Annotated in this window: 19 protein-coding genes and 1 tRNA gene; 12 read left to right on the top strand and 8 right to left on the bottom strand. The window is 61.4% G+C overall.

All coding sequences use genetic code 11. From position 1 onward, the window contains the following. The first annotated feature begins 9 nt into the window (after positions 1 to 9). Together ASB57_RS15850 and ASB57_RS15855 are read left to right on the top strand one after the other, a co-directional pair. A complete protein-coding gene (locus tag ASB57_RS15850; RefSeq protein ID WP_231755161.1) occupies positions 10 to 762 on the top strand; it encodes a hypothetical protein in 753 nt (250 codons plus the stop codon). Positions 763 to 951: 189 nt separating this feature from the next. Next, entirely contained in the window at positions 952 to 1944 is a 993-nt protein-coding gene (locus ASB57_RS15855; RefSeq protein ID WP_057653094.1) for an aldo/keto reductase, read from the top strand. 20 nt (positions 1945 to 1964) lie between these two features. Here the strand turns inward: ASB57_RS15855 and ASB57_RS15860 are convergent, their stop codons facing one another. The 5 genes from ASB57_RS15860 to ASB57_RS15880 all read right to left on the bottom strand — a co-directional run bounded on the left by ASB57_RS15860 (position 1965) and on the right by ASB57_RS15880 (position 7822). Continuing rightward, positions 1965 to 4379: a membrane-bound PQQ-dependent dehydrogenase, glucose/quinate/shikimate family gene (locus ASB57_RS15860; RefSeq protein ID WP_082621641.1), complete on the bottom strand. Its 2415-nt coding sequence runs from the start codon at positions 4377 to 4379 to the stop codon at positions 1965 to 1967. A gap of 43 nt (positions 4380 to 4422) precedes the next feature. Continuing rightward, positions 4423 to 5187 carry an SDR family NAD(P)-dependent oxidoreductase gene (locus tag ASB57_RS15865; RefSeq protein WP_057653095.1) on the bottom strand — a complete coding sequence of 255 codons (765 nt, stop codon included), beginning with the start codon at positions 5185 to 5187 and terminating at the stop codon, positions 4423 to 4425. Positions 5188 to 5202: 15 nt separating this feature from the next. After that, complete coding sequence (locus tag ASB57_RS15870) at positions 5203 to 6225, bottom strand: alpha/beta hydrolase (RefSeq protein WP_057653096.1); 1023 nt, start codon at positions 6223 to 6225, stop codon at positions 5203 to 5205. A gap of 13 nt (positions 6226 to 6238) precedes the next feature. After that, the gene (locus tag ASB57_RS15875; RefSeq protein ID WP_231755162.1) at positions 6239 to 6742 is read right to left on the bottom strand and encodes a DUF2255 family protein; all 504 of its coding nucleotides are present in this window, start codon (positions 6740 to 6742) and stop codon (positions 6239 to 6241) included. A 63-nt stretch (positions 6743 to 6805) separates the two neighbouring features. Next, a complete protein-coding gene (locus tag ASB57_RS15880; protein ID WP_082621642.1) occupies positions 6806 to 7822 on the bottom strand; it encodes an aldo/keto reductase in 1017 nt (338 codons plus the stop codon). Between the two features lie 259 nt (positions 7823 to 8081). Here ASB57_RS15880 and ASB57_RS15885 point away from each other — a divergent pair, with 259 nt between their 5' ends. From ASB57_RS15885 to ASB57_RS15910, 6 genes are all read left to right on the top strand, one after another. Continuing rightward, complete coding sequence (locus ASB57_RS15885) at positions 8082 to 8975, top strand: LysR family transcriptional regulator (RefSeq protein WP_057653098.1); 894 nt, start codon at positions 8082 to 8084, stop codon at positions 8973 to 8975. 16 nt (positions 8976 to 8991) lie between these two features. Next, on the top strand, positions 8992 to 9885 hold the full coding sequence (locus tag ASB57_RS15890) for a LysR family transcriptional regulator (protein WP_057653099.1): 894 nt from the start codon (positions 8992 to 8994) through the stop codon (positions 9883 to 9885). Positions 9886 to 10182: 297 nt separating this feature from the next. Continuing rightward, entirely contained in the window at positions 10183 to 10608 is a 426-nt protein-coding gene (locus ASB57_RS15895; RefSeq protein WP_057653100.1) for a cupin domain-containing protein, read from the top strand. A gap of 98 nt (positions 10609 to 10706) precedes the next feature. Beyond that, positions 10707 to 11165, top strand: a complete 459-nt coding sequence (locus ASB57_RS15900) for a cupin domain-containing protein (RefSeq protein WP_231755163.1) — start codon at positions 10707 to 10709, stop codon at positions 11163 to 11165. After that, entirely contained in the window at positions 11134 to 11937 is an 804-nt protein-coding gene (locus ASB57_RS15905; RefSeq protein WP_369822697.1) for a carboxymuconolactone decarboxylase family protein, read from the top strand. The genes ASB57_RS15900 and ASB57_RS15905 overlap by 32 nt, the downstream gene beginning before the upstream one ends. A gap of 2 nt (positions 11938 to 11939) precedes the next feature. Then, entirely contained in the window at positions 11940 to 12956 is a 1017-nt protein-coding gene (locus ASB57_RS15910; protein WP_057653102.1) for a zinc-dependent alcohol dehydrogenase family protein, read from the top strand. Between the two features lie 437 nt (positions 12957 to 13393). Here the strand turns inward: ASB57_RS15910 and ASB57_RS15915 are convergent, their stop codons facing one another. Then, the gene (locus ASB57_RS15915; protein WP_057656125.1) at positions 13394 to 14782 is read right to left on the bottom strand and encodes an IS1182 family transposase; all 1389 of its coding nucleotides are present in this window, start codon (positions 14780 to 14782) and stop codon (positions 13394 to 13396) included. A 207-nt stretch (positions 14783 to 14989) separates the two neighbouring features. Between ASB57_RS15915 and ASB57_RS31130 the strand changes: the two genes are divergently transcribed. Then, positions 14990 to 15472, top strand: coding sequence for a hypothetical protein (locus ASB57_RS31130; RefSeq protein WP_156414186.1), 483 nt, complete (start codon positions 14990 to 14992; stop codon positions 15470 to 15472). A gap of 128 nt (positions 15473 to 15600) precedes the next feature. Here the strand turns inward: ASB57_RS31130 and ASB57_RS15920 are convergent. After that, positions 15601 to 15677: transfer RNA gene (locus ASB57_RS15920), tRNA-Arg, on the bottom strand. Between the two features lie 264 nt (positions 15678 to 15941). On the opposite strand from ASB57_RS15920, the gene ASB57_RS15925 reads away from it, so the two are divergent. Then, positions 15942 to 17234, top strand: coding sequence for a phospholipase A (locus ASB57_RS15925; protein ID WP_057653103.1), 1293 nt, complete (start codon positions 15942 to 15944; stop codon positions 17232 to 17234). Positions 17235 to 17308: 74 nt separating this feature from the next. Here ASB57_RS15925 and ASB57_RS15930 read toward each other — a convergent pair whose 3' ends face one another. Further along, positions 17309 to 18796: an MDR family MFS transporter gene (locus ASB57_RS15930; RefSeq protein WP_057653104.1), complete on the bottom strand. Its 1488-nt coding sequence runs from the start codon at positions 18794 to 18796 to the stop codon at positions 17309 to 17311. 293 nt (positions 18797 to 19089) lie between these two features. On the opposite strand from ASB57_RS15930, the gene ASB57_RS15935 reads away from it, so the two are divergent. Next, on the top strand, positions 19090 to 19302 hold the full coding sequence (locus tag ASB57_RS15935) for a DUF2945 domain-containing protein (RefSeq protein WP_057653105.1): 213 nt from the start codon (positions 19090 to 19092) through the stop codon (positions 19300 to 19302). A 94-nt stretch (positions 19303 to 19396) separates the two neighbouring features. Next, positions 19397 to 21121, top strand: coding sequence for a PLP-dependent aminotransferase family protein (locus ASB57_RS15940; protein ID WP_057653106.1), 1725 nt, complete (start codon positions 19397 to 19399; stop codon positions 21119 to 21121). Positions 21122 to 21154: the final 33 nt, after the last annotated feature.

Below are 21154 nucleotides of genomic sequence, written 5' to 3' on the forward strand. Positions count from 1 at the left end.
GACTTCCAAATGATCTACACGCGCAGTGGCGCCGACGCGTTGGCGCAACGCAGGGTTATCGTGTCGCCCGGCACCGGCAACGAACATTGGGGGACCACCTATTTCGGTCCTCGTTCCTCGAAAACCCACGCGCCTGGCCCTCAGGCGACGATGTCGGAGTTGAACGCCAATGAGTCCGTCGTGCCCCATTTCCACGGCGTATCGATGTTCCAGCTCTTTATCGCCGGATCCGGTGAAATCGGCAATCGAGGTCAGAAGCTCATCCCGCTGACGGTGCAATTCAAAGACCACCACACCGCCTACGGTCCGATCACTGCGGGCAACTATGGACTGACTTTCGTAGCATTGCGCATGTTCACGGGCAATTCCGAACCGGTGTACTTGAGCAGGCCGGATGTCCGCGAACACCTCAAGCCGAGCAAGCGACGCAATCTTGCATCCGAGCCGGTCAAGTTTTCGATCGAGCCGTTGATGAAGTCGCGTAAAGATGCGACGTGGGAAACCGTCCTCAAGGGTGAAGACGAGATGCACGCTCAGGTGGTTCGCCTGGGCGGTGGCATGAAAGCCCTGGGCCCCGATCCCGCCAAGAGCGGCGGCTATTACGTATTCGTTGGCAACGGTAGTCTGATTCACGAGGGAGAGGAACTAGGTCCCTGGTCCATGGTGGTCGTCGAGAGCGTTGAGGCGGGATACACCTTGCAAGCCGGTGACAACGGCGTCGAAGCGCTCGTGCTCGAATTTCCCGCGAGCGACCTCGAATAACAACCCGTGATGGCACGCAGGTCGATCGGTGGTCTAAGGCTGGGCCTGAATTGGGCCACGATCGACGGACCGTGACATCGCATTAATGAATTTCGCTTATATAGGTTTGCGGTATTCCTCGGCTAGTAAAAAGAACCGCCATTGCTGACCATGTAAGGCTGCAATGATCACTCTTGAGGAATAGGCTTCATGAAATACTCGCATCTGGGCCGCACCGGCCTTAAAGTGAGCCGGATTGCGCTGGGCGCATTGAACTTCGGCGAAATCACCGATGAAGCCACTGGCTTCGCGATCATGGACGAGGCACTGGAAGCGGGGGTCAACCTTTTCGACACCGCCGACGTGTACGGCGGCCCTCAGTCGCCCGACATGGAAAAAGGATTCGGCAAGTCCGAAGAGATCATCGGCCGCTGGCTTGCCCAGTCTGCCGACCGGCGCGACAAGATCGTGCTGGCCACCAAGGTCTATCAACCGATGGGGACCGGCCCGAATGACAAATACCTGTCGGCATACCATATCCGCCGTGCCTGCGAGGCCAGTCTCAAGCGCTTGAAGACGGATCACATCGATCTCTACCAGATGCATCACATTGATCGCGCCACGCCTTGGGAGGAGATCTGGCAAGCGATGGAGCAGCTGATCCGCGAAGGAAAAATCACCTACGTCGGCTCGAGTAATTTCGCTGGATGGGACATTGCCACGGCACAAAGCGCAGCGGCATCGCGCCATCTGCTAGGCCTGGCATCCGAGCAAAGCCTGTACAACCTGGCTCAGCGGACCATTGAACTGGAGGTGATTCCGGCTTTGCGGCACTTTGGCATCGGTCTCATCCCATGGAGTCCCGTCGGTAAAGGCCTGCTTGGTGGCGTACTGAATCAGACCGCAACCCAAGGGCGCCGCGCCAGCCCAAGGCTAAAGGCGCAGATCGAGAAATTTCGCCCTCAGCTGGAGGCCTACGAGGCCTTGTGTGCCGATTTCGGCGAAGCGCCCGCGGTCGTAGCGCTCGCCTGGCTGTTGCACAATCCGGTCGTGACCTCCGTGATAAATGGTCCGCGCACGCTTGCGCAATGGCAGCAGAGACTGAAAGCGCCATCGGTAACGCTTTCAGCCGAAACACTCTCGCGCCTCAATGCGATTTGGCCAGGTCTGGGCGGCGAAGCCCCCCAAGCCTACGCCTGGTAGTCGGGCCTCCGCCGTAATCCTCATTGTGGCAGCGCGAATGCCACGACATAGTCGCCCATCTGCTTGCTCGCATCGGTACCACCCGCGCTGATAACGACGAACTGCCGGCCGCCACGCGCTGAGACGTAAGTCATCGGCGTGGTTTCCGCGCCGACCGGGAGACGGCCTTTCCACAATTCGCGGCCGGTGCGGATATCGATTGCGCGCAGATAATAGTCCTGCGTCCCCGCCATGAAGATGATGCCGCTGGACGTCGTCACGGGTCCGCCGCGTGTCGGCATCCCGATCGGCATCGCCATATGCGTCGGCACGCCCAGAGGTCCGGTATCCTCGACCGTGCCGAGCGGGATCTGCCAGGCAATCTGGCGCGTGGCCAGGTCGATCGCCGTGAGCGTGCCGTAAGGCGGCTCTTGGCAAGGGATCCCGAGCGGTGAGAAGAAGCTGCCTTGTTCAAGTCCCCACGGGGTGCCTAGTTGTGCCGCGCCGGCGCTCTCCGCGCCCGGGCCTCTCTTGCTCGCGTCGTATTGGGCGCGCGGAATCAAGCGCGTGGTGACCGGCACGCGGATGTCGTTGACAATCAGGTAGCCCAGGTTCTCGGCGATCGATACCGATCCCCAGTTCATGCCGCCGAACCAACCCGGAAAATGTAGGGTGGTGCGTTCGCTTGGCGGTGTGAATTGCCCTTCATAACGTGCTTTTCGGAAACTGATACGGCAGGCGAGCTGATCCAGCGGCGTGATGCCCCACATGCGCCGCTCGCTAAGCGGCTCCGTACCAATGGCTGGCATTCCGACCGAGAAGGGCTGCGTGGGCGACGTCCAGTCGTCCGCCACTCCCCCCTGTGGGACAGGCCGCTCCTGTACGTCCGCGATAGGCGTCCCGGTGCGTCGATCCAGCATGAAGATCTGTCCCGTCTTGGTGGTCTGAATGAGTGCGGGGATCGTGCCCCCATGTCCGTCGGGAACGTCGTACAACGCGGGTTGTGAGGGCACATCGTTATCCCAGATGTCATGATGCACCGTCTGAAAATGCCAGCGTTCGCGCCCCGTCGCGATGTCCAAGGCGACGATGGACGCCGAATACCGGTCGGCGACCTTGCTCCGCTTGCCGCCCCAGAAGTCCGGCGTGGCGTTGCCAGTCGGCAAATAGATCAGCCCCAGCGCATCGTCATAGGCGGGCGTGGACCAGACATTAGGGGTTCCTCGGGTGTAGCTCTCGCCCTTGGGCGGCAGGGTGGTAATGGCGGGATTGCCCAGATCCCACGCCCAGACCAGCGCACCGGTGTGAACGTTAAAGGCGCGCACGACACCGGATGGTTCACCGACCTCGGCGTTGTCCCAGACCAGCCCACCCACGACCACCAAGTCGCGCACGATCGTCGGCGCGGCTGTCGGGAAGTAAAAGCCCGGCTTGATTTCACCCATTCCCGCGCCCAGATCGACCACGCCATTCTGGCCGAAGTCGGGGCATGGCGTTCCGGTGAGCGCATCGACCGCGACCATGCGGGCGTCCACGGTGGTGGAAATGATGCGGCGCGTGCAGATGGCCGCTGTTTGCGGCAGCGCCGGCGCGCTGGCGCTATCCGGCGCCCCCGAGGCGTCGTGGTAACCCACACCGCGGCAACGCGGACGGTTGTTACCCTTCGCCTGCGCATCGAAGTGCCAGCGCTCCTCCCCGGTCTCGTCGTCGAGGGCGAATAGCCGGTTAGACTGCGTGCAGCCGTAGAGCATCCCGTTGACGTGCAGTGGCGTGACCACGAATCCTTCACGCTTTTCGGGCCTGGGGATCTCGCCGGTTCGATACGTCCACGCAAGCTGTAGCCCTGCCACATTCTGGGGCGTGATCTGGTCCAGCGGCGCGAAACGCGTGCCGGCAGGCGTCCGGCCATAGTGCGCCCAGTCATTGCCGGCGACGGCGCCAACTGCTCGACCAGGTAACGGCGCCGCTGTGGCATCGGCGGTGGTCAGGGAGCGCGGCTGAAATGCAGAGTACAGCGTGCCGGCCAGTGCCAGAGCCAGCATCGCCGCCAACCCGTAGGCGGGCCGACGCCGTAGCGGACGGATGTCGATGCGGAAGGCAGGCGTGAGCAATAAGACCAACAACGCCAGCACGGCCGGCATGACGAGGCGCGAGAATAGCGGCCAGAAGGTCAGCCCCGCGTCCCAGATCGACCACACGATGGTCACCGCGAACGAGATCAAGTAAAGCCTGGCCCCGGCGGGACGGCGCCGCATGACCAGTGCGCCAGCAACGACCATGGCTAGCCCGGCCAACGCGAAGTACCAGGAACCGCCTAGGGCGATGAGGCGCACCCCTCCAGCCAGCATGGCAAGGCCGATTGCAAGGATCAAAAGACCGAGCACGCTCAGCGCGATTCTCCCGAGTGCTGAGGCTCTGGTTGGCAAACTGCGCGAGGGTGGTGAGTCTTTGACCATATTATTTTCTTCCGGGGTCGGGCGCGTGGCGTTGATCGGTCGATCAGCGCATGATGAGGCCACCATCCACCGAGATGGATTGGCCAGTGACATAGCTGGAAGCCGAACTGCACAGCCAAAGCACGACGTCGGCAATTTCTTCGGCGCGCCCGTGTCGACGCATGGGAATGGCGGGCAGCATGGCGTCGAGCGCGTCTTTCTGACCCGCAGCGACCATCTGGTCCACCATTGGCGTCCAGATCAGCCCAGGACATACGGCATTGACTCGGATGTTGCGGGTTGCGTATTCCAGCGCGGCGCTCTTGGTCAGACCCAGCACGCCATGCTTGGCCGCGTGGTAAGTGCCGCGTTCGGCGCCCCCCACCAGCCCGCCGAGCGAGGAGCAATTGACAATAGCGCCGTTGCCCTGCTGGCGCATGTGTTGCAACTCATACTTCATGCTGGCCCATATGCCACGCAGGTTGACGGAATTCACCCTATCGAAATCCTCGGGCGTAGCGTCAGCCGTTTCTGCCAGCGCATTCTGGATGCCCGCATTATTGAACGCTGCATCCAGCTGCCCGAACGTCGCAACGGTCTCCTTGACCATGGCATCGATATCGTCAAGATCAGCGACATCACAGCGAATACCGATCGCCTTGAATCCGGCCGCGACCAGTTCATCGGCGGCGGCACGGGCACCGTCGCCATTCACATCGGCGAGTGCCACGGACGCGCCTGCCTGCGCAAAGGCCTTGGCGGTTGCCAGGCCTATGCCCGACGCGGCCCCCGTCACGAGGGCGACTTTATTTTCAAAAGAAATATTCATGTGTTATTCCTAATCTCAGAGATACTTGCCGAAAAATTCCGCCAACTTATCCACGGCGGGCGTCACATACTCCGGCTTGTCGTACAGGTCAAAATGCGATGCGCCAGGAATCACCAGCAGTTCCTTGGGCTGTTTAGCTTTGGCATATGCCGTCTCGCTGAACTTGCGCGTCTCGGCACGCCCGCCAGTGATTAGCAGAACAGGCCGGGGCGCGAGCAGCTCCATATGTTCCAAGGGGTAGTACCCCATGTGCAGACCCGGGCTGGTCACGACGTAGCGGTTGCGGGCATTAGGATGGCCGCCACGCGGAGTCAGGTAGTAATCCACCGCTTCGCGGGTGAAGTTGTCAGTGCTTGCATTCACCTGGTCGCGCGATGGCAGCAGAGGCCGTGCCAGCACCGGCGCGCCGGCAGCTTCCTTGTTCAGTTGCTCGGCGACACCCAGAAGCAGTTTTTGACGATCCTCGGCGGTAACCGGAACGCCTTCAATGCCGCTGCGGGTGGCCTCTCCAATGTCGTAAGCCACCACCCCGGCCACTGCTTTCACGCGCAGGTCGGTTTGCGCCTCGTTCAGCGTATAACCGCCGCCGGCACACACGCCCATGGCGCCGATCCGACTCGCGTCGACCTGAGGCAGACTGGCCAGGTAGCCAACGGCGCTGCGGATGTCCTGCACACGGTCGGATGGGTCTTCGAGGTCACGCGGCTCACCGCCACTCTCACCATAGTGGGACGCATCGAAAGCCAAGGTAACGAAGCCCTTGCGTGCGAGCTCCTGCGCATACAGACCGGCGGTCTGCTCCTTCACGCCGCCCCAAGGATGGGCCACGACGATCGCCGGATACCTCTTGCTGCTATCGAAATTGGCGGGCAAATAAAGGTTACCGGCCATGCGCACGCCGCCATTATTGAATTCGACTTTCTGCGAACCCAACACGTTGACTCCCTGGGCCACCGTGTTGGGTGGCGCCGCCTGCCCGAGCGTAGGTAACGCGAACAAGATCGTGGCCAACACCAGCGAACTTCTCAAGATAGACATCTCACATCCTTCCTTAAGGCTTGGGTTGACGGGGAGCAATCTTTACCGTGGCCGCGCGCGACTGCTCACCTACCATGTGCTGGAGATATCGGCTCCCCGAATACTTCGCCCGGTACGCATCGTCGATGCGATCATTGATCGCTCCTTCGACGGATTCGAAGGCGACCTCCCTCGTCATGCCGGCGGCGATGATTCGTCCTGCCTTCTCCCGTATCGCGGCCTGATACCACCGAGATTTAATCCCGTTGTAAGCGCGTACGTACAACTCGCCATCGACGGCCACGCACCAGATCCAAGTGGGTGTCCCATAGGTCACGCCATCCTCGCGAAACGGCGCGATGTGTAGATCGTCGGCTTTTACGATCTTCGCGAGATCTTCATCTGACCAATTCATGCGTAATTCTCCTGACTTCAATGGGCTGGCAGAACCGCTCGATTGGGCCGCTGCAAGTCGCGCGGCGCTTATCAGCACCAGCGCTGCGCTACACCCCACAACCATTCTTCTGCGTTCAATCATGTTCCTGGATCCTGATTCCTGGTTATCGACGACGTTGACCAACCACGCGACATCCATGCTCCTTCAGCGTTCGACTTGCTTTTGCTGCGCAGCGGGATAGCGATCACCCACGATCTGAATCGTGGCTACGGATGCCTCCAGTTCACTCACATCACCCTCAGTCAGCGAGACATGTGCGGCGCGCAGGTTTTCGTCCAAGTGCGCAAGCTTCGTTGTGCCGGGTATCGGCACGATCCACGGGGCCTTGGCCAATGCCCAGGCCAACGCCACCTGTGCGGCGGTCAATCCGCGTGTTCTACCAAAGGTGCTGAGCACCTCAACAATGGCTTGGTTCGCACGGATTGCATCCGGCGTGAAGCGCGGCAGCGTGCTGCGGTTGTCATTGCCAGAGTCGAAACGGGTGTATTCCGTGATACCGCCACCGAGAAATCCGCGGTTGAGTGGGCTGTAAGGCACGAAACCGATGCCAAGCTCTTCGAGCACTGGGAAAATTTCTTCCTGGTCGCGCCACATCAGGTGGTACTCACTCTGTACAGCCGTCACCGGCTGCACGGCGTGCGCACGGCGAATAGTCTGCGCACTCACCTCGCAAAGACCAAAATTTCTGACCTTGCCTTCACGGATCAGGTCTTTGACGGTCCCGGCGACCTCTTCGATAGGCACGGCCGGATCGAGCCGATGCTGGTAGAACAGCGCTATGGTCTCAACGCGCAGACGCTTGAGCGACGCCTCCGCGACACGGCGGATATTAGATGGGCTGCTGTCCAGCTCTCCCTCGATGTACTTGCCGTCAACGATCCGGTGCCCGAACTTAGTCGTCACGTTCACGCTGTTTCTAAATGGATACAGCGCTTCACCGGCAAGTGCTTCGTTGACGAAGGGCCCGTAGATCTGGGCGGTGTCGAACAGCGTGACGCCACGCTCGGCAGCCTGGCGCAGCAATCCAATCATGGCGTTCCGGTCGGGGTGTACGCCGCGGTTGTAGTTCATGCCCATGACGCCGAAGCCTAAGGCTGACACCTCCATGCGGAAGTCACCCGAACCCAGTGCGCGGTCATTCGTAACGTCAGGCAGGTCCATAGCATCGCTCGTCAGGAAGGTGAATTGTCCGGGTTCGCATTGGCCGTCAGGCAGGCGCTCCTTCAGCTCCGTCGTGAACGGCCGACGCTTCTCGGTTGATGCTGAACTTTAGAGCGTGGATTCAAAAGCGAGTAGATGGCAGAATCGGCATAGTCCTATAAATATCATTCATTAATTGACGGATGACGAGCGATTGTCCAATCCCTGATCTCCAAGGGTGAATGTAAAATTCAGCCGGTTCCTTAAAGGAGGTTCAACTATGTCGCGCGACAACTTCAGCGACCTGCTAGCCTTCATCGCTGTGGCGCGAGCCCGCAGCTTCACGCGCGCGGCCGCGCAGTTAAGGCTCACACAGCCAGCGCTGAGTTACACGATCCGCTCGCTGGAAGAGCGCCTGGGTGTGCGCCTTCTTCTACGCAGCACGCGTGGCGTAACGCCGACCGAGGCGGGGCAACGACTGCTGGATCGCCTGGCCCCTGAGTTCGATGAGATTGACGCCGAAATCCAATCGCTGAGCGAGTTGCGCGATGAGCCCATGGGGACAATCCGAATTACCGCCATCGACTACGCCATTCGCAGCACCATCTGGCCAAAGGTGGCGAAATTTCTGCCAAAATATCCCAAGATCAAAGTCGAATTGATCAATGAGTATGAGAGCGTCGATATCGCCGCGCGCGGGTACGACGCTGGAGTGCGTTTTGGCCAGGAGCTCGCACAGGACATGATCTCAGTGCGGATCGGCCCCGACGCCCGCATTATGGTGGTGGGATCAAAGTCTTACTTCGTGGGGCGGACGCCCCCGGGCACGCCGCGCGATCTTACCGAACATACGTGCATCAACCTGCGTACTTCTACCCACGGCGGACTCTACGATTGGGAGTTCAGCAAGGGCAAGCAGACGATAAACGCGAGGGTGGATGGATCGGTCACCTTCAACAATGCCTACGACATTTTCGAAGCAGCCAAGGCCGGCTTCGGTCTGGCCTATTTACCCGAGAACATGGTTCGCCCGCTCGTGGCTAAGGGGCAGCTCATTTCCGTCCTGGAAGACTGGTGCCCGGTATGGCCCGGGTTTCACCTCTACTACCCCAACAGGCGCCAGCCGTCGCGGGCAATGACCTTGCTGGTCGACGCTTTGCGCCACCGCCCCTAGCAACGGAGAAGTTCGCATGTCTAGTGATAATTTTCGCGACATCCTGGCGTTTCTCGCGATTGCCCGGGAGCGCAGCTTCACCCGCGCGGCGGCTCAGTTAGGCGTTTCTCAGTCCGCGCTTAGCCACACCATCCGCGCGCTGGAGTCACGGCTAGGCCTGCGTTTACTCACGCGCACGACCCGTAGCGTCTCGCCGACCGAAGCAGGCGCGCGCTTGATCCAAAGCGTGGCGCCGCGGTTCGAGGCAATCATCGACGAACTGCACGCTTTCGAGGAGCTGCGCGACAAGCCCACTGGAACCGTCCGTATCACCGCCTCTGATTTCGCGGCCAACACCGTCCTCTGGCCCAAGCTTTCCAGACTGCAGCCTAAGTATCCTGAAGTGAAGATCGAAGTGGCCATTGAACCGGGTCTTACCGACATCATCGCGGACCGATTTGACGCAGGCGTTCGCTTTGGCGACCAGGTTTCCAAGGACATGACGGCGGTGCGGATTTCTCCGGATAGCCGCATGATGATCGTCGGCGCACCGTCCTATCTGGAAAATCATCCTCCCCCCAAGACGCCTGCGGATCTCACCGCCCATGAATGCATCAATATGCGCTTCTCCGCGCGGGGCGGGATATACGCCTGGGAACTGAAGAAGGGTGAGGAAAGCCTGCAGGTGCGGGCCGAAGGGGCATGGACTTTCAACAGTATCTACCTGGTAGTCGACGCTGCGCTGGCGGGATTCGGCCTGGCATACATGCCTGAAGGGCTGGCTCGCCCCCATATCAAAAGCGGTCGGCTCAAACCCGTGCTTAAAGACTGGAGCCCAACTGTTCCTGGCCTTCACATATTCTTCGCGAAGAAACGTCATTCATCGGCCGCCCTGGCGCTGATCGTCGAAGAACTGCGCTATCGGCGCTAGCAAATACGCCGCACGACAATTGTTGCCACCACATGATTTATGAGCTCCGCTTATAGCTGCATGCGATTTCTGTCGCCTAGTCGCGCTTAGCCGCTCCCATTACAGTAAACAGGACTGCTCGCAGGCTCTGCCCCCTGTTTTCGACGCCCTTCGTTTCCTAAGACGCTCTGCCCGTACGCCCTACCCTCCAGCCGAACCACCTGGCTTGGCACGGCGTGTTGCCGTTGAGAATCGGTGCTTCGGTTTAGATGGCACTGCTCTGCGAGAAGAACCCGACACTCTTGAAAGGAGCCCACCATGGAACTCAAACGCGCTGGATCTCAGCCTTCCGTCAAGGGACCTGCCGAATGGTTCACCGGCACGGTTCGCATCGACCCGCTGAACAATCCTCCTGCTCCTGCGCGCGTATCGTGCGCCGCGGTCACATTCGAACCGGGTGCCCGTTCGGCTTGGCACACCCATCCGCTGGGCCAGACCCTTCTGGTAACTGCTGGCTGCGGTTGGACCCAATGCGAAGGCGAACCCATCGTTGAAATTCGAGCCGGCGATGTCATCTGGTGCCCGCCGGGTCACAAGCACTGGCACGGGGCCACGTCGACTACGGCCATGACGCACATTGCCATCCAAGAGGCTCTCGATGGAAAGAACGTCCATTGGCTTGAGCATGTGAGCGATGAGCAATATTTCGCCGGCCCGCCGCAAGGCAAGGCCCAGAACACTTGAACGGCCGCCGCTGGGCCACTCTTTGTCAGGATAGTCCCTTTATGCGAATTTCACCGCTAAGAATTTACGTGACCGCAGCCGCGCTACTGGTGAGTGGCATGGCCGTGGCCTCCCCCCAAGCAACTGGCGCTCAGTCGAAGGCCCCTCACCAAGAGATCGTACCGGCAGGCAGCCAGGCCTCCATCGCCGGCCCGACTCAGACCTTCACCGGCCGGGCTCGGATTGATCCGCTCTGGTCACCCAACAAGGACATCAACGCCGCTGGCGCCATGGTCACCTTCGAACCCGGCGCGCGCTCGGACTGGCACACGCATCCGTACGGGCAGCGCCTTGTGGTGAGTTCGGGCGTCGGGCTCGTCCAGGAGTGGGGAAAACCCGTCGAGGTCGTGCGCCCAGGCGACGCGATCTGGTGCCCTCCTGGTGTCAAGCACTGGCACGGCGCGGCACCCAAGACTGCGGTTACCTACCTCACCATCACGGGTACCGTGGATGGCAAAAATGTCGACTGGCTGGAGAAAGTCACTGATGAACAATACGACGGCAAACATGCACGATAGAAAGCGTCCGGTGGCAAGCGCCCTAGCTTCCATTGTCCTGGGCATGACCACCACGCTTGCCGAGGCCTCAACGAACACGCAGGAACTCAGAGATATGGCCAACGCATCCACATCGACCACCGCGTCCGCAACGCTCTCGGCCCGGCAGCAGGCCATTGTGCCCATCGCGGCCTTCGCGGCGGCGGGTGACATGGCGAAGCTCAATACCGCGCTGAGCCGAGGCCTGGATAGCGGCCTGACCATCAGCGATGCCAAGGAAATCCTGGTACAGGTCTACGCATACGCGGGCTTTCCTCGCAGTCTTAATGCACTCGGCGAACTGATGCGGGTGCTGGAGGCGCGTAAACAGCGGGGCATCCAGGACCAGCCCGGGCAAGCCCCCAGCCGCCCCATCCCCAAGGGTGACGCACTGTTAAGCGCGGGCACGGCCAATCAGACCAAACTCGCAGGCGCACCGGTCAAGGGGCCGCTGATGGATTTTGCTCCAGCGATAGACGAATACCTCAAGGCGCACCTCTTCGGCGACATTTTCGAGCGCGACAACCTTGACTGGCAAAGCCGTGAACTGGCCACGGTAGGCATGCTGTCGGCACTGCCGGGCGCCGAGTCGCAACTCCAGTCACATATGGGCATCAGCATGAATGTGGGGCTCACGGCCGACCAACTGCGTCAGTTGGCCCACGTGCTTGCCGACCGTGTCGATGCTGAGCATGCCCGTCGCGCGAACGAGGCGCTGGCGCGGCAGATAGCGAGCAGATCTGGAGCAAAGTAACGATGCAAGCAACTATGTTGCATGGGCCGCGCGACGTCCGCTTCGAAGATTGCCCTGACCCCCGCATTATCAAGCCAACCGACGCAATACTTCGCGTCACCGCTGCCTGCGTATGCGGCTCGGACTTGTGGCCGTATCGAGGGATCCAGTCCATCACCGAACCCATGCCTATGGGACACGAGTACTGTGGTGTGGTCGAAGAAGTGGGTAGCGCTGTGCGACACATCAAACCGGGGCAGTTCGTTGTTGGTTCGTTTTACGCCTCGGACAACGCGTGCCCGGTGTGTCAGCATGGCTACCAATCGTCCTGCCAACAAGCAGAGTTCGTCGGCGGCGCCCAAGCGCCGCTGCTACGCGTGCCACTCGCCGACGGAACCTTGGTCGCCACCCCCGGCATGCCGCCGAGAGACTTGATTCCTAGCCTGCTGGCAACATCCGACGTATTGGGCACAGGTTGGTATGCCGCTGTGGCGGCGAACGTTCAACCCGGCGCAACAGCGATTGTCGTTGGTGATGGTGCGGTCGGCCTACTAGGCGTGCTCTCGGCAAAGCAGTTGGGCGCAGAACGGATTATCGCAATGAGCCGGCATCCATCCCGCCAGGAATTAGCTCGCGAGTTCGGCGCGACTGACATCGTGACAGAACGGGGCGACGACGGGGTGGCACGCATCATGGAACTGACCAACGGCCTTGGCGTCGATTCTGTCCTTGAGTGTGTCGGGACCCAGGAATCGATGATGCAAGCGATACATTGCGCTCGTCAGGGCGGGTACGTCGGTTACGTTGGGGTTCCGCACGGCGTCTCGCTCAGCGGTGAGGAGTTGTTCGTGGAACACGTTCATCTGCACGGTGGCCCGGCGCCAGTACGGCAATTCCTTCCGAAATTGATCGACATGGTTTTGGGCGAGGAAATCGCCCCAGGAAAGGTATTCGATCTGACGCTACCGTTGCACCGAGTGGCTGAAGGCTATCAAGCGATGGACGAACGGCGTGCCATCAAGACATTGCTCATACCCTGAGGCGGTTCATTGCCGGCCATCCAAGGCGACATCGAGTCGGCTTCCGACTTGCATCGAATCGTGACACTCGCCTCGGGGAAGTCGGGTGTCGAAGTTCACCAAAGATGGAATCGCGATCCTATACAAATCAAAGATTTAGCCAAAATCGTTCATCTGGGATGGAACTCGTCGTTCATCTAACTTGGAATTTTTCCGGAAATAGTTCACGTAACGTGGAATTATTCCCTTTCGCGAAGATCGCTGGCTGCGGTATTGCATTCGTCTGCGTTGCGTCGTGGACTCCGGGAACGTCCGCTTCCGACCGATTCTGTTGAAAAACTCGATTGCTGGTCGCGATTGGTCGCGCTTACAAGCCCGATGACCGGGCGGCTTTCGCCTTTTTTCGATTGGAACCGGGTACTGATGCCCGGTTGCCTTGTTAATCGGTGGGTTTCGCCTCAACTAGGCGCACCTGTGCCCTGAACCGGTGGCCCCTGAGAGGTAAGCATCGCAAGACGACGGAGGTTCTGAACGGCTGCTGCAAGCGTGAATTCGTCTGCTGCACCAGTAAGTCCGCGCAACCGCAAGCGGTCGATCTTCAAAATACGTTTGAGGTGCGCAAACAGCACCTCGACTTTCTTTCGTTCGTGACGTGAGCGCTGGTATTGCACGGTGGCGCCGATACGCCTGGCTACATCGCGTGCATCCTCGTGAATGCTGCGAGCGATCTTGCGCATCGGCGTATTGGGGCAGCATCGCGGCTTCATCGCGCACTTACCGCAGTCAGTGTTGCTGGCCCGGTAGATTACGGTGCCCGCCTTGGTGACGTGAGTGCGTTCGATCTTGAATATGCGCCGCTCGCTGCGCAGTGCATGCCCCTCGGGGCAACGATATTCGTTAGCCCCGCCATCCCATTCGAAGTCGCTGCTCGATAGACTGTCGTCCTTGCGCTGGGTTTTATCCCAGACGGGCACGTGCGGCTCGATCCCCTTGTCTTGCACCATCCACGCCAGCATGTGAGCCGTGCCGTAAGCGGTATCGCCGATGAGCCGTTCAGGGGTGACGTCGAATCGTTCCTCGACACGATCTACCATCGTCTTGGTAGAGTCCACTTCTGCGGTGCGATGTGCAGGGGTGGCTTCGACGTCGAGGATCACGCCATGCTCGGTATCGATCAGATAGTTTGTCGAATAGGCGAAGAATGCGGGACCGCCAGGGGCGGCCGTCCACCGTGACTGCGGATCGGTCAGCGAGATTCGCCGGGGAACGGCTTGTTCGAACGCTTCGTCGTTGAGCGCTTCGAGATACTCGCGCACGGCACGCGTGCTGAGTGCGGGGTTCGACCAGTCGGTGACCTCACTGGCAGGAACACCGCGCTGGCGGCTCGCATCAGCGGCCACGACGCTGGCGTCGACAGCGAAGCCTTCGCCTTTGACTAGGCCCGCAGCCATGCAACGACGGACCACTTCATCGAACAACCAGCGGAAGGTATCGCTGGCGCGGAAACGTCCATGTCGGTTCTTGGAGAAGGTCGAGTGATCGGGCACTGCATCCTCGAGGCTGAGACGACAGAACCATCGATATGCAAGATTCAGTTGAACCTCTTCGCACAGACGTCGCTCGGAGCGGATGCCGTAGCAATACCCAACGATCAACATCCGGATCATGAGTTCGGGATCAATGGAGGGGCGGCCAGTATGGCTGTAGTGCTCTGCCAGGTGTCGATGGAGTTCACTCAGATCTAAACAGCGATCAATGGCCCTCAGAAGGTGAGTCGGCGGAATGAGGTCTTCAAGATTGAAGGAATAAAACAATCGCTCTTGCCCGCTCGCCTGGTGACCCATCATGTCGGTGCTCTCCGAACCCATTGGCGCTTTGCAAATTCTGCCAGACGAACGGTACCGTGGCGAGTTTTTCAACAGAATTGACCATGACCAGTCTTTGGCGAATGACAGCTCTGCGTCTGGTGAGTGCCAGCTATCTGTGTTCCCTCGCTACCGTTTTGGATGCCAACGGTCTTTCGTTACTTCGTGTCGGAAAATCTGCTCCATATCATGATGGTCATCTACATCATCGCCGTCATATGTGTTTTTCTGACGATACGAGCGCGCCCGTCGTCGACATCACCGTTCGTAGTTTATCGAAACGCAACGAGGGCCCGAACACTGGCGTTGCACCTAGACTCAGCGCACTGGTCCGGTCGTAAGGAGATCATCACAGAACTCGTCACATTGATGACCTACGCGCGCACGCATCGGCTCACCATGAACTCTCCCCTGCTTGTGGAGGTGACGGAGAAGTCTCCGTTTATCAAAAAATTGGTGAGTGAATTAGCCTGCCGCGGCGCGGTCGCCTCGGCTACTTACGAAGCGCCACGCCCGACAAGCCTGATAGGGACGCTCATGTTCTGGCCAACGCGTCATGCCTTAGCGAAAACACCCAATCGTTTGCAGATCTGTTCTCACTGCGACCGGATCAAATCCCGAAAATTGTCATTGACGTCATATGGCCTCATGCCCGCCTTCCCGCACGCATGAGGCCAGCAATCACGATAAAAGGACACAATCGTCGCTAGAGCGCTAAAGCCGACGCGACCCTGTCCCCATCTAGATCAAAGTCTTAGATGGGGCTGTCGGAGTCTATTGGATCTTGCTGGAGTTATTGCTGGTCCGCCCTACACGATTCGAACGTGTGACCGCTCGCTTAGAAGGCGAGTGCTCTATCCAACTGAGCTAAGGGCGGAACGGAGCCGCATTTTACATGGACTGCGGGATGGGACGGCCAGGAGCGTGAAACGGCAGGCTGCAAGGACATACCCATCCCGCTTGTAAAGCTTTCAAGCAGCAGCGTAACAACTTGTACTGGCGCAAGGCCGTGAACAACGATGCAGGGTGAAGCGGGGCAAATGCCGGGCGGGCGTTGCAGTCCTTGCCGTCATTACAGACGGTATCAGACGCCGTAACCCTCAGTGATACAGTGCCCGGTCCCTTCCTACACCCCCGAGTCATGAATCCTCCCTTCCGCGCGCGCACTGCCCTGGGCCTGAGCGCCAGCAGCCTGGCCGTCCTGCTGGCGGCCGCCGCGCCCGCCCACGCAGGCATCAGCTATACCCTGGACCGCGCCGCCGCCACACCAGGCACGACCGTCCGCGTGCAGGCCGTCTACTTCAATGACGGCAGCGCCGGTGCCCGCTGGCAGCCGCCGGGTCAGTTGATCCTGCAATGGCGCGCACCGAATGGCCAGATCATCCGCACGCCCGCACAGGCGGACACCGACGCCAGGGACCTGAATATTCCAGTGAACAATTTCGCCCGCATGTCGTGGAGCGCCGTTGTTCCCGCGCAGGCGCGCGGACTGCAGGCCGTCTCCATCGAGGGCGAACCCGCGCTGATGGCCCTGGACACCGGGGCCGGCGGCGCACCGCTGGTGGCCTCCAGCCCCGCTACCGTGCCGGTCGTCGACCCCACGACCGGTCAACCGCTGCCGGCACCGGAAGTGGTGGCCGCCGGCGCGTCGCCCACGGCCGGGCCGGCGCCGACCCAGGTAGCGTCCACTGTCACGCCAGCCGATCCCAATCGTCTGAGCGGCGTGCTGGCCGGACTGTCCGAGTATCAGCCCATGTACTTCGACATCCGCACCCGCGATCGCACCACGGCACGATTCCAGGTCAGTTTCAAATACCGTCTGTTCACGCCCGACTCGAATAATCCCAGCTTCTGGGACAAGCTTTACCTCGGCTACACCCAGACGTCACTGTGGGATCTGCAGGGCGACTCGGTGCCCTTCATCGATACCACCTTCAATCCCAGCCTGTTCTGGCTGAATGACAACGTGTGGACGTCGCAAAGCCAAAACTGGCGCGCCGGCCTGCAGGCCGGCGTCGAGCATTCGTCCAACGGCAAGGCGGGCGACGACTCCCGCTCGGTCAACGACGCCTTCATCCAGCCGTCGATCAACTATCGCTTCGATGGCGGCAGCACCCTGTCGTTCTCCCCGCGCATCAAGGGCTACTTCGCCGTCGCCGACGAGAACTCGAATTACCGGGACTATGCCGGCAACGTGGACTGGAACCTGCGCTGGGCCCAGGACAACGGCCTGATCGCGACGGCGATGTACCGCCAGGGCGCCAGCTCGCGCCGCACCACCCAGCTGGATCTGGCCTGGCCGCTGCAACGCACCTGGCTGAACATGAACGGCTACATCCATCTGCAGTACTTCAACGGCTACGGCGAGACGCTGTTGGGCTACGACCAGCGCCACCGGTCGCAGATCGGCATCGGCTTCTCGCTGGTGCAGTAAACGCCACGTAAAGACACCCAACAAAAACGGCGCCGCGGCGCCGTTTTTGTTTGCTGGTCAACAAGCGTCCCGCTTCACTCCCCTAGCGGCACATGCTGGTGCGACGTCGAACCGCGCAGTTCCAGGTCCGGCATGCGCCGCACGATGATCAGCGAGATCACAGTCACCACCGCGCCGAACGCGAAGATCATCTGGAACGTGGACGACACGCCGTTCATCAGCGCCAGTTTCGCGCTGGGCGCCAGTTGCGACAGCACGTCGCTGCCATGGCGCAAGGCGCCCAGGTCGATCTGCTGGACTACACCTGCCTTGTCCAGCGATGACGCGAAGCCCAGGGCCAGCAGGCTGCCCGCCAAGGCGCTGCCGAACGCGCTGCCCACCGAGCGCAGCACCAGCACCGAACCTGTTCCCGCGCCGATATCGCGCGTATCCAGGGCGTTCTGCACGACCATGAGCATGCCCACCATGCACTGTCCCAAGCCCACGCCGGCCAGCAGCGTCACGATCAGTACCAGCGCCAGCGGCGTCGACGGTCCCATGAAGGCCAAGGCGCACAGGCCGACCGCGGCCACGGCCAGACCCACGGACAGGATGCCGCGCAGCTTGCCAACCCGGCGCGCCAGGTTGCTGGCCAGGACGTTGCCCGCCACGTTGGACAACAGGAACGGCACCACGAACAGCCCCGATTCCGACGCGCTGGTGCCACGCACCAGCTGGAAATACAGCGGCAGGGAAAAGATGCAGAGGAAGATCACCAGGGCGCCGGTGGACGACACCGCGACGCCGCAGGTGAAGGTCTTGTCGGCGAACATGCGCGGCGGCAACAGCGGATCGCGCGCGCGCTTTTCCTGCCAGACGAGGGCCAGCAGCGACAGCACGGTCAACAGCACCAGGCCCATGATTTCCGGCGACAGCCAGGAATACGCCGCGCCGCCCCAGCTGAGCGCCAGCAGGCAGCTGACGATCGTCGTCGCCAGCAACATGGAACCGATCAGGTCCAGGCGCGCCTTGCCGCCCTTCACCTTCAGCGTGCGCAGGCCACGGTTGCAGGAATACATGGCGATCAGGCCCAGCGGCACGTTCATCCAGAACAGCCAGCGCCAGGACAGATGCTCGGAAACGTAGCCGCCCACCAACGGCCCCGCGATCGAGGCCACGCCCCACACCGCGGCCAGATATCCCTGGTAGCGCCCCCGCTGACGCGGCGCCACAACGTCGGCGATGGCGGCTTGCGCCAGCGACATCAGGCCGCCGCCGCCCAGCCCTTGCAGGGCGCGGAACCAGATCAGCTGATCCAGGGTCTGCGCCATGGCGCACATCACCGACGTCACCACGAACACGCCGATTGACAGCGTCAGCATGCCGCGCCGGCCGTAAATGTCAGACAACTTGCCGTAGATCGGCGTCGTCACCGTGGCGGCGATCAGATACGCCGCCACGATCCAGGACAGATGGCCGAAGCCGTTCAGATCGGAAGCGATGGCCGGCACCGCCGGGATCACCACCGTCTGGTCCAGCGAGGCCAGCAGAATGCAGAGAATGATGCCGCCAATCACGCGCATGATTTCGCGGTGGCTCAGGGGAGCGGACGGACTTTGGGAAGATCGGGCTGAGGAATCCAGAGTGCCTGAAGGCGTAGACATGATGCGGCGCAGCGTACGACGGGGAGTGGGCGGGAGGGGGATATATAACTTATAGATGTCAAACATCTATAAGTTATATATATATTAGATCAAAGACCTGACCCTCGCTTTAAAAAGCTCAGGGTTAGCCCTTAGCTGTGGCGGCGGCGGAACAGCGCTTGCAGCGTTGCGTGCCTCTGCGACGACGCGCTACCCCCGGGAGGGGAGCTGACATGGCTGATCAATACAAAGTGGGCGACCACGTACGCTGGAATTCAGACGCCGGGTGGATCGAGGGCAAGGTCACCAAGGTGCACCACCGGGATTTCGAGTTCATGGGCCGTCAGCGGCATGCGTCTACTGATGCGCCGCAGTACGAGGTCAAGAGCGACAAGACGGGCCACCTGGCGGCGCATAAGGAAGATGCGCTGAAGAAGAAGTCCTGAAAGGTGGGAGCGGGACGGCCAGCCAGGGCGATGGCGGCAAGGGAGATCAATGTAAACTTCGCTGGCTTAACGAATCAGATGAAGTTTTTTAAAGATGATTGGGCCAGTTCCGTTTCATATATCGCTCAACAAGACCGGTGGCGTGCCCCTGCAAAAGCAGATCTGCGACCAGGTGCGCGCCGCTGCCCTGGGTGGCCGCTTGCAGCCCGGGCAGCAGCTTTCTTCCAGCCGCGAGCTGGCCGCCACCCTGGGTGTGGCCCGCAACACCGTGGCCGACGCCCTGGCACAGCTGGCCATCGAAGGGTTTCTGGATATCCGCCAGGGTAGGCGGCCAGTCGTCGCGAAGTTGGGGGCGAAGTCAGGGGAGATGGCATCCACGCCCTCCTCGCCACGCCCATCCCGGTGGGCCACCGCCCTGGACGCCAGCGATTGGCCTTTCCGCCAGGAACCCTCCGGCGTCCCCCTGGCGCCAGGCATGGCCGACCCCCGTGAGTTTCCCCACGACTTGTGGGCGCGCTGCCTGCGCGGCGGCGCGCGCCATGCCGAGGCACGCGACAGTGACGACCTGAACCGGCAGCCGTTGCGGGAAGCCCTGCTGGCTCACCTTGCCCACGCGCGCGGAGTGCGGGCGGAGCCTCACCAGCTGTTTTTCACGCCATCGGCCCAGGCTGCGCTGGATCTCTGCGCGCGCCTTGTCTTGAATCCCGGCGACGCCGCGTGGATGGAAAGCCCCGGCTACGGCGGCGCGCGGGCAGCGCTACTCAATGCCGGCGCGACGCTGCATGGCATCGAGGTGGACGCGGAGGGCATGTCCTTCGCCGACGACGGCAAGGCCGCGGACTGGGGCGACGGGCCCCGCCCTGCCCTTGGCGCCGGCGCCGCCTCTGGGCCTGGCCCCGCCCCTGGCACAGATTTCGGCCTCGGCCTCGGCCTCGGCCCGATCTCCGATTCGGGCCTGGATGAACTCGACGCCTTCACCGCAAGGCTCGATGAGTTCATCGCCAGGCTGGACACCTTTACGGCCAAACCGGACGCGGCGCCGACCGGGCTCGGCCTGGCGGGCGCTACCAGCCTGCATGTCGGCGCACAGCAACACCGCCCTGAACGTGAAAATCCAAAAGCCATCTTCGTAACACCGTCCCATCAGTACCCCACCGGCGTACTGATGTCGGCCCCCCGCCGGCAGGCCCTGCTCGATCTGGCGCGCCGCACGGGCGCGGCCATCCTGGAAGACGACTACGACAGCGAATTCCACTACGACGGCCGGCCGGTGGCGGCGTTGCAGGGGCTGGATACGGACGGCCGGGTTTTCCACGTGGGCACGTTCGCCAAAGCCATGATCGGCGACGTACGCGTCGGCTATGCCATCGTCCCCGCGGCCTTCGCGGACGCCTTCGCCCTGGCGCAGCGCCAGACCGGCCAGATCGTCGCGCCCAGCCTGCAGGCCGGCCTGGCCATGTTCATCGAACGGGGTCACTTGGCCGCGCACATCCGGCGCATGAACCGCATCTACCGGGAACGGCGCGATTGCCTGGTGCAGCTGTTGCGCGATCGTCTGGGCGACCGCCTGCAAGTGCAATCCCCGCCCGGCGGCATGCAGGCCCTGGCGACCTTGGCCGGCGACCAGGACGATGTGACTCTGATACGAAGACTGGCGTCGGCCGGGGTAGGCGCACGCCCCTTATCGCGGCATTATGTGGGCACGCCCGCCCGCCACGGCCTGCTCCTGGGTTTCGCGGCGTGGCGGGCGGAAGAAATGGCATTGGCCGTGGACAAGCTGGCGGCGGCCATGGATATTTTTTCGCCATCCATGGAATAAAAGCGCCCGCCCCCGTGTTCACTCCCATGCAAC

The organism is Bordetella sp. N (assembly GCF_001433395.1).
In the GTDB taxonomy this organism is placed as follows: Bacteria; Pseudomonadota; Gammaproteobacteria; order Burkholderiales; family Burkholderiaceae_B; genus Bordetella_C.